This is a genomic window from Streptomyces sp. NPDC006516, from assembly GCF_040611875.1.
Classification (GTDB): domain Bacteria; phylum Actinomycetota; class Actinomycetes; order Streptomycetales; family Streptomycetaceae; genus Streptomyces.
Genome location: NZ_JBEXPD010000008.1, coordinates 314,396 through 326,368, shown reverse-complemented (window position 1 = coordinate 326,368; position 11,973 = coordinate 314,396). Strand labels below are relative to the sequence as shown.

Annotated in this window: 12 protein-coding genes; 2 read left to right on the top strand and 10 right to left on the bottom strand. The window is 71.0% G+C overall.

Going from position 1 to position 11,973, the window contains the following annotated elements; translation table 11 throughout:
• Positions 1 to 416 precede the first annotated feature (416 nt).
• Positions 417 to 1,424: a stage II sporulation protein M gene (locus ABZY45_RS23060; protein WP_356742514.1), complete on the bottom strand. Its 1,008-nt coding sequence runs from the start codon at positions 1,422 to 1,424 to the stop codon at positions 417 to 419.
• A 120-nt stretch (positions 1,425 to 1,544) separates the two neighbouring features.
• Here ABZY45_RS23060 and ABZY45_RS23055 point away from each other — a divergent pair, with 120 nt between their 5' ends.
• Entirely contained in the window at positions 1,545 to 2,444 is a 900-nt protein-coding gene (locus ABZY45_RS23055; RefSeq protein ID WP_356742512.1) for an RDD family protein, read from the top strand.
• A gap of 19 nt (positions 2,445 to 2,463) precedes the next feature.
• Here the strand turns inward: ABZY45_RS23055 and ABZY45_RS23050 are convergent, their stop codons facing one another.
• The 9 genes from ABZY45_RS23050 to ABZY45_RS23010 all read right to left on the bottom strand — a co-directional run bounded on the left by ABZY45_RS23050 (position 2,464) and on the right by ABZY45_RS23010 (position 11,186).
• A complete protein-coding gene (locus ABZY45_RS23050; RefSeq protein WP_356742510.1) occupies positions 2,464 to 3,168 on the bottom strand; it encodes a hypothetical protein in 705 nt (234 codons plus the stop codon).
• Between the two features lie 152 nt (positions 3,169 to 3,320).
• Positions 3,321 to 4,778 (bottom strand): adenosylhomocysteinase, encoded by a 1,458-nt coding sequence (ahcY, locus tag ABZY45_RS23045; RefSeq protein WP_356742509.1) that lies wholly within the window; start codon positions 4,776 to 4,778, stop codon positions 3,321 to 3,323.
• 262 nt (positions 4,779 to 5,040) lie between these two features.
• A complete protein-coding gene (locus ABZY45_RS23040; protein WP_356742507.1) occupies positions 5,041 to 6,033 on the bottom strand; it encodes a cation diffusion facilitator family transporter in 993 nt (330 codons plus the stop codon).
• Between the two features lie 87 nt (positions 6,034 to 6,120).
• Entirely contained in the window at positions 6,121 to 7,314 is a 1,194-nt protein-coding gene (gene manA, locus ABZY45_RS23035; RefSeq protein ID WP_356742506.1) for a mannose-6-phosphate isomerase, class I, read from the bottom strand.
• Between the two features lie 64 nt (positions 7,315 to 7,378).
• Entirely contained in the window at positions 7,379 to 8,515 is a 1,137-nt protein-coding gene (locus ABZY45_RS23030) for an SIS domain-containing protein (RefSeq protein WP_356742504.1), read from the bottom strand.
• 42 nt (positions 8,516 to 8,557) lie between these two features.
• Positions 8,558 to 8,740, bottom strand: a complete 183-nt coding sequence (locus ABZY45_RS23025; protein WP_356742502.1) for a Trm112 family protein — start codon at positions 8,738 to 8,740, stop codon at positions 8,558 to 8,560.
• Positions 8,741 to 8,962: 222 nt separating this feature from the next.
• A complete protein-coding gene (locus ABZY45_RS23020; RefSeq protein WP_356742501.1) occupies positions 8,963 to 10,330 on the bottom strand; it encodes a phosphomannomutase/phosphoglucomutase in 1,368 nt (455 codons plus the stop codon).
• Positions 10,331 to 10,392: 62 nt separating this feature from the next.
• A complete protein-coding gene (locus tag ABZY45_RS23015) occupies positions 10,393 to 10,563 on the bottom strand; it encodes a hypothetical protein (protein WP_356742535.1) in 171 nt (56 codons plus the stop codon).
• A gap of 200 nt (positions 10,564 to 10,763) precedes the next feature.
• Positions 10,764 to 11,186: a DUF3499 domain-containing protein gene (locus ABZY45_RS23010; protein WP_356742500.1), complete on the bottom strand. Its 423-nt coding sequence runs from the start codon at positions 11,184 to 11,186 to the stop codon at positions 10,764 to 10,766.
• 329 nt (positions 11,187 to 11,515) lie between these two features.
• Between ABZY45_RS23010 and ABZY45_RS23005 the strand changes: the two genes are divergently transcribed.
• Positions 11,516 to 11,944: a metallopeptidase family protein gene (locus ABZY45_RS23005; protein WP_356742534.1), complete on the top strand. Its 429-nt coding sequence runs from the start codon at positions 11,516 to 11,518 to the stop codon at positions 11,942 to 11,944.
• The last annotated feature ends 29 nt before the right edge of the window (positions 11,945 to 11,973 follow it).

Genomic DNA, 11,973 nt, shown 5'->3' with positions numbered 1-11,973 from the left:
ACTCTTTCGTGTCCGATTCCCGGTCGAAGCGGGTTACTGCTTGTTTCGCTTTCCAGTTCTTCGCTTTCGCGTTTCCCTTTCCGGCGAGTCCGACTTTACCAGACTCTTTTCCGTTCCGTTTCCGGTCCGAATTTGATTCCAGCGGCCTGCGGAATGGCCTTTGCCTTTCGGCTGACTCGACTTTATCAGAAGCATTTCGGCCGAAGCGAACCGGCTGACTGCTCGAAAGAGAAGAATCGATCGGCTCTGCGGAGACCCTGTCCCCTGCACGAGCAAGTTCAACTTTAGCTGCTCCAGCCGGGCTTGTCCATCCCCCTGGAACCGTTAAAATCTACCTCCCCACGCCGACCGTGTCAACGGTTTTTGTGGGCGAGGAGGAGACTAGCAGGTCAGCGGCCTCGTACGCACATCGCCTCTCAGGCTGCGGCAGGAAGCTCCGCGCTTCGCTCGGCGGTGTCGAGATCTCCGATGTCCCCCGCGCGGGCTGCTCTGCCTCCGAGAACGTAGACGTACGCGAGGAACGCCAGCTCAGCCAGGATGCCAATGGTGATGCGGGCCCACGTCGGAAGGCCGGAGGGGGTGACGAAGCCTTCGATGACGCCGGACACGAACAGGACCAGAGCGAGACCGATGGCCATGCCCAACGCCGCTCGGCCTTGCTGGGCCAGCGCGGAACGCCGGGTTCGGGGCCCCGGGTCGATCACCGTCCACCCGAGGCGAAGTCCCGTTCCCGCTGCGACGAAGACCGCGGTGAGCTCCAGCAGGCCGTGCGGCAGGACGAGCCCCAGGAACGTGTCCAGCCGGCCCGCCGAGGACATCAGGCCGATGCCGACGGCAAGGTTGAGCACGTTGACGAACAGGATCCAGATCACCGGTATGCAGAGGAACGCTCCCAGGACCAGGCACATGGCCGCCGCCTGGGCATTGTTCGTCCAGACCTGTGCGGCGAAGGAGGCTGCCGGGTGACTGGAGTAGTACGTCTCGTACTCCCCACCGGGCCGGGTCAGGGCGCGCAGGTGTTCCGGGGCGGCGATGGCCGCCTGCACGTCGGGGTTGGCACCGATCCACCAGCCGATGACGGCCGACAGGAGCACGGAGAGCACGGCGGTGGGTATCCACCAGTGCCGCGAACGGTAGACGGCTGCGGGAAACCCGGCTGTCAGAAACCGCCCGGCGTCGCGCCACGAGGCCCGGCGGGTCCCCGTCACGGTCGAGCGTGCACGGGCCACGAGCTGCGTGAGACGGGCGGTCAGCACGGGGTCCGGGGCGCTGGACCGGATCAGGGACAGATGCGTGGCGGTGCGCTGGTACAGGGCGACGAGTTCGTCCGCCTCCGCACCTGTCAGGCTGCGCCCACGGTGCAGAAGGTGGTCCAGGCGGTCCCACTCTGTGTGGTGGGTGGTCACGAAGACGTCGAGATCCATGGTCGGCTGCTGCTCCAGGCATGGGTGCGTACGGGTCCGTACTTCGGCGGCGCGCTGCGGGTCAGCTTGGCAGACTGTGGGCCCGAGGGGCAGGGAAGGGTGGCGAGGGGTGGGGTGGCGATGAATGAGCTCGTGACCGGAGACGCGGTCGTACTGGGACTGCAGCCGGCGAGGCTGCCCAGCCGGGCGTTGGCGATCGCCATCGACCTTGCGGTGGTCCTGACTGTGTTCGTCCTGCTGTCCATCGGCCTGGCGGTGGCGACGGTGACGCTGGACGAGGCCGCTGCCGCCGCGATCGCGGTAGCCGTCTTCCTCCTGGTGCTGGTGGGCGGGCCGGTCGCCGTCGAGACCCTCACCCATGGTCGCTCGCTCGGGAAGCTTGCCTGCGGTCTGCGGGTGGTGCGGGACGACGGCGGGCCGATCCGTTTCCGGCACGCGCTCGTGCGGGGCGCCATGGGCATGGTCGAGATTCTGGGGACGGTCGGCGTCGTGGCCTGCGTCGCTTCCCTGGTGTCCGCCCGTGGGCGCCGGCTCGGCGACGTCTTCGCCGGAACGCTCGTCGTACGTGAGCGGGTGCGGACGGGGCGCACACTCGCCGTGCCGCCTCCGCCGCCCTGGCTGGTGGGGCGTTTCGCGCAGCTCGATCTTTCGGGTGTCCCGGACGGCCTCTGGCTCGCGATCCGCCAGTACCTGACACGGATGAACCAGCTCGACGCTGCCGTCCGCTGGTCCATGGCCGAGCGGCTGGCCGCCGATCTCGCCGCGCGCACGGGTGTCCCGGTGCCGCAGGGGGTGCCCTCCGCCGCGTATCTGGCGGCTGTCGTGAACGAGCGGCAGGCGCGCGACGTCCGGCGGGTCTCGGCGGCCCACGGGCGCGGCGCCCGGATCCAGGGACCGGTCGCGGTAGCCGCTACCGCCCCTGCTCCCCTCGATCCGCCTGCTCCTGCTCCTGGTCCTGCTCCTGGTCGGAACGCGGCCGACGGGCGGCCGTCCACGACCGGTTTCGCCCCGCCCGCCTGAGACTTCCTGTTCCGCCGGACTAGTCCTGGGCCTGAGCCCAGCCTTGGCCGGCGTCCTCGTCTCCGTACCCACTCCCGTCCTGGCCGTGGCCCCCGCCTCGGCCGTCGGGACGGGGCATGGCCGACGGCGGGGACTCGAGGTGTTCGAGCTCGATGCCCGGCGCCGCCAGCACCACGTCGCCGGCGATGTGGACGGCGTGCTGCTCACCGGTGTCCAGCGCGTTGACCTGGTATTCGTCCACGATCAGAGGCCCGTTGTCAGTGGCGTGCGCTTCACTGTTCAGCAGGGACCAGGACTGGTCGACGGTACGGGGGGCGAGGACCGGGTCCGTGAAGGTGACCAGACGGACGCGGGTCGCGGGGGAATCGGGGGTGAGGCGCAGGAGCCGGGCGACGGCGATGAGGAACGCGGGGGACGTGCCGGAGAAGGTATGGGCGCGGACATTGCCTTCGGTGGCGTGGGTGCCGGTCGGATCGGTCCGCACCCAGGTGACCCCGTCGAGGGCGGCGCCGCGGATCTGCCAGCTCGCGGCGTGCAGTTCAAGGCGGATGGGGCGGCCGAGTTCGTCCAGAGCCAGATCGACGGAACCTAGGTGAGAACCCGAGGGGCCCGTGGTCTGGGAGACGTAGCGCCAGCCCGAAGGGCCGGGTGCGCAGTGGAAGTGTTCTTCGCCGAGGGGGGTGTGGTCGTGGAGATCGTGGAGCGAATAACGGCCGCGGGGCATGGGGTCCTTCTGGTTCCTCGGGCTGTGCGGGTGCGGTACGGGGCAGGCCCCCGACACGGGGGTGCGGGGGCCTGCGCTCGAACCTGCTGCTGAGAACTCGGGCGGCCGGCCGGCTCAGCCGGTGCTGAACCGGCGGCCGGCCGACGGCCTGCTCAGTAGCGGTAGAGGTCGGACTTGTACGGGCCCTCGACCGGGACACCGATGTAGTCGGCCTGCTCCGGACGCAGGGTCGTGAGCTTCACGCCCAGCGCGTCGAGGTGGAGACGGGCGACCTTCTCGTCCAGGTGCTTCGGCAGCACGTAGACATCGGTCGGGTACGCCTCGGGCTTCGTGAACAGCTCGATCTGGGCCAGGGTCTGGTCCGCGAACGAGTTGGACATGACGAACGAGGGGTGACCGGTGGCGTTGCCGAGGTTCAGCAGACGGCCCTCGGACAGCACGATCAGGACCTTGCCGTCCTTGAACGTCCAGGTGTGGACCTGCGGCTTGACCTCGTCCTTGACGATGCCGTCGATCTTCGCCAGGCCGGCCATGTCGATCTCGTTGTCGAAGTGGCCGATGTTCCCGACGATGGCCTGGTGCTTCATCCGGGCCATGTCCTTGGCCATGATGATGTCCTTGTTGCCCGTCGTCGTGACGAAGATGTCCGCAGTCTCCACCACGTCGTCCAGCGTCGTGACCTGGTAACCGTCCATCGCCGCCTGGAGCGCGCAGATCGGGTCGATCTCCGTGATGATCACCCGGGCACCCTGACCGCGCAGGGACTCCGCGCAGCCCTTGCCGACGTCGCCGTAGCCGCAGACGACGGCGGTCTTGCCGCCGATCAGGACGTCCGTGGCGCGGTTGATGCCGTCGATCAGCGAGTGGCGGCAGCCGTACTTGTTGTCGAACTTCGACTTGGTGACCGCGTCGTTGACGTTGATCGCCGGGAAAAGGAGGGTGCCGTCACGGTGCATCTCGTACAGCCGGTGCACACCGGTCGTCGTCTCCTCGGTCACGCCGCGGATCTCCGACGCCAGCTGCGTCCACTTCTGCGGGGACTCGCCGAGCGTGCGGTTCAGCAGGGTGAGGATGTGGGCGAACTCCTCGCTGTCCGCGGTCGACGGGTCCGGGGCCTCGCCGGCCTTCTCGAACTCGACGCCCTTGTGGACGAGCAGCGTGGCGTCGCCACCGTCGTCGAGGATCATGTTCGGTCCGCCGGTGGGGGTGTTCGGCCAGGTCAGAGCCTGCTCCGTGCACCACCAGTACTCCTCCAGGCTCTCGCCCTTCCAGGCGAAGACCGGGACGCCGGCGGGGGCGTCCGGGGTGCCGTTCGGGCCGACCGCGATGGCGGCGGCCGCGTGGTCCTGGGTGGAGAAGATGTTGCAGGAGGCCCAGCGGACCTCGGCGCCCAGGGCGACGAGGGTCTCGATGAGCACCGCGGTCTGCACGGTCATGTGCAGCGAGCCGGTGATCCGGGCACCGGCCAGCGGCTGCGTGGCGGCGTACTCCTTGCGGATCGACATCAGGCCGGGCATCTCGTGCTCGGCGAGGGTGATCTCCTTGCGCCCGAAGGCGGCGAGGGAGAGGTCGGCGACCTTGAAGTCCTGGCGATTGGCGGCCGTCGTCATAACGGGCTGCTCCTCGTGATGGGTCGAGGGTGGGCTGGCTGGCTCTGCGGCGGCCACGGACATACGAATGCCCGGGCGATCCGCAGTGCAGTCCGTCGGAGGCCCTCTCTCCCTCGGCCGGCCCGCGTCCGCGGACCGATCGACCGCCATCAGCAGCGACGTCTGGTACTCCCCCGAATCTACACCGAACGGCCCAGTGAGCCCCAGCCCGCCGGGGCGGCGGAGTGGGTCACAGGGCCGTTCGGGGCTGATCCTCGGCAGGTCAGTGGCCGGATTCGTCCGTTGCGTCGGGAGCGCTGGGGCCGCCCGGGGTCTTGCCCGGGTTGGTGCCGGCCGCGGCGGCCGCCTCGTTGTAGATGTCGGGCTCCAGGTAGATGACCCGGGCGATCGGGACAGCCTCGCGGATCCGGTTCTCCGCGGCGTTGATCGCCTCGGCGACCTCGGCCGCGGACTCCTCGGCACGCACCGCGATCTTGGCGGCCACCAGCAGTTCTTCCGGACCGAGGTGGAGCGTGCGCATGTGGATGACGCGGGTGACGGTGTCGCCGTCGACCACCGAGGCCTGGATCTTCTCGACGTCCTCGACACCGGCTGCCTCACCGAGCAGCAGCGACTTGGTCTCGGCGGCGAGAACGATGGCGATGACGATGAGCAGGATGCCGATGCAGAGGGTGCCGATGCCGTCCCACACACCGTTGCCGGTGCCGAGGGCCAGACCGACGCCCGCGAGGGCCAGGATCAGGCCGACGAGCGCGCCCAGGTCCTCGAGGAGGACGACGGGGAGCTCGGGCGCCTTGGCGCGGCGGACGAACTGCGTCCAGGACAGCTTGCCGCGCGTCTGATTGGACTCGGCGATGGCCGTCCGGAAGGAGAAGCTCTCGGCGATGATGGCGAAGACCAGCACACCGACCGGCCAGTACCAGGCCTCGATCTCGTGCGGGTGCTTGATCTTCTCGTAGCCCTCGTAGATCGCGAACATGCCACCGACCGAGAACAGCACGATCGAGACGAGGAAGGCGTAGATGTAGCGCTCGCGTCCGTAACCGAAGGGGTGCTGCGGGGTCGCCTCCCGTTTGGCCTTCTTGCCGCCGAGCAGCAGAAGGCCCTGGTTGCCCGAGTCCGCCAGCGAGTGGACGCTCTCCGCCAGCATCGACGACGAGCCACTGAAGAGGAACGCCACGAATTTGGCCACTGCGATCGCGAGGTTGGCGGCTAGTGCCGCCACGATCGCCTTGGTTCCGCCTGACGCGCTCATGGGTGCCTGGTGTCCCTTCCTCGGTGCTGCGGCACGGTCGCCGCGTTACGGCCGGACATTGTTGCAGTCGCTGGTGCGGACGGTACGTCAGGCCACCACGGTCGCCCGGAAGAGCGTCCCCGTACCCGACACTTCGACCGTTTCGTCCGCCGCGACGAACACCGATTCACCCGGAGCGAGCGTGATCTCCCCGGCTCTGGGGGCACCCGCCGTGCAGAGGAGGATCTGCGGGGTCGGGGCGCCGAGGCCGACGGGGGCGCCGCCGGCCGGCAGGACGTAGCGCGACAGCCGGAACTCCTCGACCGGCGTCTCGTACAGCTCCTCGCCGGAGGGTCCCGCCTCGGGCCGCAGGATGGCGGGGTCGGTGGCCTCGAAGCGGACGATACGCAGCAGTTCGGGTACGGCGATGTGCTTGGGGGTCAGGCCGCAGCGCAGCACGTTGTCGGAGTTGGCCATGATCTCGACGCCCAGGCCTCCGAGATACGCGTGCGGCACACCCGCGCCGAGGAACATGGCCTCGCCGGGCTGGAGTTGGACGTAGTTCAGCAGCATGGCCGCGATGACGCCCGGGTCGCCGGGGTAGTGGTGGGCGATCTGGGCGTACGGGGCGTGGTCACCGCCGAGCCGTTCCGCGGCCTCGGCCGCCTCCGCGACCGTGTGCGCCATCTCGTCCGGGTCCGCGCCCAGGATCGCCGTGAGGACCTCGCGCAGGGCGGCCTCCTCGGGCTGGGCACGGAGCAGGTCCACGTAGGGCTTGAGGGAGTCGACGCCCAGGGCCGACAGCAGTTCGGCGGCCTCCGCGGGCCGGCGGAAACCGCACAGTCCCTGGAAGGGCGTGAGGGCGCAGATGAGTTCGGGCTTGTGGTTGGCGTCCTTGTACGTGCGGTGCGGGGCGTCGACGGGGATGCCCCGGCGCTCCTCGTCCGCGTACCCCTGCTGTGCCTGCGCGAGGTCGGGGTGGACCTGGAGGGAGAGCGGGGCGCCTGCCGCGAGCAGCTTGAGGAGGAAGGGGAGGCGGGGGCCGAAGGCGGCGACGGTGGCGGCGCCCAGTTCCCGTACGGGATCGGCGGCGATGACGTCCGTGAGGGACAGCTCAACAGCGGCGGAGCCCGAGGCGGCGGCGGAGTCCGAGGGGCGGGAGAGCCGGGACGGTGCTCCCGGGTGGGCGCCCATCCACATCTCGGCCTGCGGTTCGCCGGTCGGAGCCGTGCCGAGCAGCTCGGGTATGGCCGTCGTGGACCCCCAGGCGTAGGGGCGCACGGTGTTGGACAGCCGGTCCATGGAGATTCGTCCTCGTGGTGCGTGGGTGCGAGGGGCAGTGGCGCCCAGGGCAAGGGGCGGGCCGTCAGGCCCGGTTGTCGGAGGCCAGGGAGGCGTAGACGGCGGCGAAGTCGGTGACCGCGAGGAGTTCGGCGAGCGCCTCGAGCTCGGTGCCCTCCTCCGGTTCGAGCTCACTGATGGCCGTGTCGTGGCTCAGGGCGAGTTCGCGGGCGGCCGGCGCGGCGGTGAGGCCGCCGGTGGGCCGGTCGCGGAGCAGGACGACGCGGGCGCGCATGGCTTCGGGCTCGTCCACGCGGTCCCGGAAGAAGTCGTCGGGGGCGGCTCCCGCAGCGAAGGCCCCGGCGAGGAGCCCCCCGTGCGAGGGCAGCGCCTCCGGAAGTTCGGCCACGAGCGCCGGACGGCCGGCGAGCTCGGCCAGGACGGCGGCGAACCGGCGCCCGACGGGGCCGGCGGCCTCGCCTTCCGTCCAGACGAGCGGAAGGCTGTCGGCCAGTTCCGCCGCGAGGGTCTTCGCGGGGTTGCTGTACGTGGCGATGGCCGGACCGCAGCGTTCGGCGGTGCGGTCGAGCCGGTCGGCGACCTTCTGCAGGGTGTCCGGGGAGGCGTCGATCAGCCCCACCCGGTCGAGCAGGGCGAGCAACGGGGTGAGCAGGGCCCAGAGCGTGCCGGGACCCGCCGCCGAGGTCTCGGCGTCGTACTCCCCGTGCGGGGCGGCTGCCATGGGTACGACGAGGCCGTGGACCCCGTCCACCGCTTCGCGCAGCGGCGAGCGGACCGGGGCGACGGCGACGACCGTGCAACCGCGGCGGTACGCCTGCTCGGCGAGCAGTGCCAGGCCGGGCTCCGAACCGTCGGCCGTGGCGATGAGCAGCAGGTCCACGGACCCGGCCCAGCCCGGCAGCGTCCAGCGCAGCGCTCCGCCCGCTGCCGCGACTCCGGTGGGCCGGATCGAGGTGACGGGGGCGGCGGCTCCCGCAAGGGCGCCGATCAGGTCGGCGACGCCCGCAGCGGCGGTGCCGGGGCCCGCGACGAGCACGGCGCGTGGCCGGCCTTCGGGGGCCAGGGTGCCGATGCCGGCCTCGGCGGCGTGCCGGGCAGCGGTGCGCACACGCGCGCCGGCCTCGGCGGCGCCGCGCAGCAGACCTCGCCTGTCGGCTCGGGCCAGGGCTTCCGGTGCGTCGAGGAGCGACTCGTCGAGCATGGCGTTGGGCCTCCGATCGCCGTGCTGATCATGGTGCGGTGGTTACGCGGGGCGGCGGGCCTCGTCGACGAGAAGGACCGGGATGCCGTCCCGTACCGGGTAGGCGAGACCGCAGTCCGTGCCGGTGCAGACCAGCTCGGGGCTCTCGGCCGCGGAGCGGTCGTCGAGCGCGGCACGGCAGGCCGGGCAGGCGAGGATCTCCAGGAGGCCGGCTTCGAGCGGCATGAGGTGGGTCCCTTCGGGCGTACGGGGCGGATCCGCTCCGGGCACCCCGGTCGGGGTCCGCGGAGCGTGGGGCGTGGTCAGCCTACCGCCGGGCCGTGAGGGTCGCGGCCCGGCAGGCCCCCGCCCGACGGCGCATGCGTCGGGCGGGGACACCCGGTGGGCGGATCGGACACCGGGTGCGTCGTGTACGCCCCGCAGGGCGTGTGCCCGCGACGCGTGGGGTCACGCGCGCACGAGAGCGAGAACCTCGTCGCGTACGCCCGTCATCGTCTTCTCGTCCCGTGCCTCGACGTTCAGGCGCAGCAGCGGCTCGGTGTTGGAGGGGCGGAGGTTGAACCACCAGTCGGCGCCGGTCACCGTGAGCCCGTCGAGTTCGTCGAAGCTCACGCCGTCACGGCTCCCGTACTCCGCCCTGATCTCCGCGAGCTTTCCGGCCTGGTCGGCGACGGTGGAGTTGATCTCGCCGGAGCCCGCGTAGCGGTCGTAGCGGTCGAGGAGCCCGGAGAGGGGGCCGTCCTGGCCGCCGAGCGCCGCCAGGACGTGCAGGGCGGCGAGCATGCCCGTATCGGCGTTCCAGAAGTCGCGGAAGTAGTAGTGGGCGGAGTGTTCGCCGCCGAAGATCGCACCGTGCCGCGCCATCTCGGCCTTGATGAAGGAGTGGCCGACGCGGGTGCGGACGGGCGTGCCGCCGGCTTCCTTGACGACCTCGGGGACCGACCAGGAGGTGATCAGGTTGTGGATGACCGTCCCCTCGCCCCCGTTGCGCGCGAGCTCCCGGGCAGCGACCAGGGCCGTGATGGCGGACGGGGACACGCCTTCGCCGCGCTCGTCGACGACGAAGCAGCGGTCCGCGTCGCCGTCGAAGGCGAGGCCGAGATCGGCGTTCTCGGCCAGGACACGGGCCTGGAGGTCGACGATGTTCTTCGGATCGAGCGGGTTCGCCTCGTGGTTGGGGAAGGTGCCGTCGAGTTCGAAGTACATGGGTACGAGGTCGACGGGGAGCCCGGCGAAGACCGTCGGGACGGTGTGGCCGCCCATGCCGTTCCCCGCGTCCACGACGACCTTGAGGGGCCGGATCCCCGAGAGTCCGACGAGACCCAGCAGGTGGGCGGCGTAGTCGGTGAGCGTGTCGCGCTCCGTGACCGTGCCGGGGGTTCCGGCGGGGCTCGCCGGGGCGCCGTGCTCGGACCACTGCTCGACCAGGGTGCGGATCTCGGTCAGGCCGGTGTCCTGGCCGACGGGCGCGGCTCCGGCGCGGCACAGCTTGATGCCGTTGTAGCGCGCCGGATTGTGCGAGGCCGTGAACATCGCTCCGGGCAGGTCCAGTGCGCCGGACGCGTAGTACAGCTGATCGGTGGAGCAGAGCCCGATGAGGGTCACGTCGGCGCCGCGTGCCGTCGCCCCGCGGGCGAAGGCGGCGGCCAGGCCGGGCGAGGACGGCCGCATGTCGTGCCCGATCACGATCGCGTCCGCTTCGGTGACCTGTACGAAGGCCGCTCCGAACAGCTCCGCCAGCGGCTCGTCCCACTGGTCGGGCACGATTCCGCGCACGTCGTACGCCTTCACGAGCTGCGACAGATCAGCAACCACGGCCGGTCCTCCTGGGGGTCTTTACGGACCGCCCAAACTACCCGGCTCCCCTCGGCCCGGGGTCAGGGGAGCATCCAGCCCAGCACCGCCGTGCTCTGGGCCGTCACGAAGAGGCACATCACCAGCAGCAGGCCCAGGCTCCACGGCAGCACCTTGCGCAGCAGGTCGCCTCCCGCCCGGCGAGGCCGACGGCCGCGCAGGCGATGGCCGTGTCCGCGACAAGTGGACGTCAATGCTCCGTACCGGAAAACCTCTTTCGGGCGAGCATGTGACGGGTGGTGCGGATGAACCCACCGGCCGGCGGGCGGAGAACCGGACGGTCGCCGTCACCCGGCACAACGGGACGGTCTCGGTCACCCCGGGCGGAGGACCGAACGGTCACGGTCTCCCGGGATCGGGACCGAACGGTCTCGGTCACCCGGGCGGAGCGCCGTCAGGAGTCCGGTGAGCGCAGCACCCTCAGATGTCCCCGGCGCGCGACCTCCACCGGGTCCGCCGTGCGCGGCCCTCGGACCGCCTGCTGCCGGTCCTGCGGCCGGGCCGCCTCGCGCACCGCGTTGGCGAGCGCTTCGAGATCGTCACCACTGGGGCGGGTGGGGGCCGAAGGGTCGGAGAGCCGGACGACTTCCCAGCCACGGGGGGCGGTGAGCCGCTCGCCGTGTTCGGCGCAGAGGTCGTAGCAGTGGGGCTCGGCATAGGTGGCGAGCGGGCCGAGGACCGCGGTCGAGTCGGCATAGACGTACGTCAGTGTCGCGACGGCGGGACGGCCGCACGCGGTTCGCGAACAGCGACGTACAGGGCTCACGATGTTGGACGGTACCGCACTCTTGAGCGGGCTGCGACGACTCTCCCTCACCTCACCCTCACGTGTCGCCCTTGGGCCCGGGTCACGGACGGTTCGGGCGTACCCCTTCCGACCTGCGCGGCAGCAGGTGCGAGCCGGTGTGCGCGGGCCGCTCCGCAGTCGCCGGGGAGAACATATGCGGTCATCCGGCGGATGGCCGGCGGTCGAACCAAGGGCCGGATCCGTTCTCAACCCTGGCCTGAATGTTCATCCGCGGACATCCGGCCGTCATCCGGTCCGGAGCCCGGTCGGGCGCCCGGCGGCGCATCCGCCGGGCATCCGGCGGGCCCGCGAGGAAGCCGTGATCGCCGGGGGCATCGGAGGGTTACGCTGCGTCGGTGATGGACAGTCCTGTACCGCCCCCTTCGTCCGAGCCACGGCCCCGCCACCGCGACCGTCACGGCCGTGGCATGCGTGGACCGCTCGCGCCGCCGCAGGTGCCGCTCTCGGTCAGCAGGGCCGAGAGCTTCCGCGATCTCGTCCAGGACTCGGTGGAGCGGCTGGAGCGTCGCTGGCCGCAGCTGGCAGACGTCGACTTCCTGGTCCTCGACGTACCGGGATCGCTGGAGGAGACCGTGCCGCTGGGCCGCGCGCTCTCCGCCGTGAAGGGGCAGCCCGCGCAGATCGTGATCTACCGGCGTCCGGTGGAGATCCGCACCAAGAGCCGCGACGAGCGAGCCCTGCTGGTGCACGAAGTCGTGGTGGAGCAGGTCGCGGAGCTGCTCGGCCTCTCCCCCGAGTCGGTCGACCCGCGCTACGGGCAGGACTGAGCCGCCCACAGCGCGTCCCGCGGCCCAGC